This is a genomic window from Salinicoccus siamensis (genome assembly GCF_042429615.1).
Lineage (GTDB): Bacteria > Bacillota > Bacilli > Staphylococcales > Salinicoccaceae > Salinicoccus > Salinicoccus siamensis.
In genome coordinates this window covers 309,980-310,244 of record NZ_JBHMAH010000031.1, presented here as the reverse complement: position 1 = coordinate 310,244, position 265 = coordinate 309,980, and the positions used below count along the sequence as shown (strand labels likewise).

Sequence of the window (265 nt, the reverse complement as noted above, 5' to 3'; positions counted from 1 at the left end):
GCATCGATGATTTCGCCTGGCGAAAAGGGTATCGGTATGGCATTCTGATCTGCGATGCCGTCACGCATCATCCGATTGATCTCCTGCCCGACCGGGAAACGGCCACATTGGCCCAATGGATTCAGGGGCATCCGGAGCTGACCCACATCACCCGGGATAGATATGTGCGTTTTCAGGACATCATCACGACCCATGCCCCGGCCGTCATTCAGATCCATGACCGGTTCCATCTGATTCAGAACCTCTGGACCCTACATGATCGGAT

At 55.1% G+C, this 265-nt stretch carries 1 protein-coding gene; it reads left to right on the top strand.

Annotation, left to right across the window (positions count from 1 at the left end):
- Positions 1-265, top strand: a 265-nt coding sequence (locus ACFFLE_RS11265; protein ID WP_380572143.1) for a transposase, incomplete at both ends; no start/stop codon positions are given.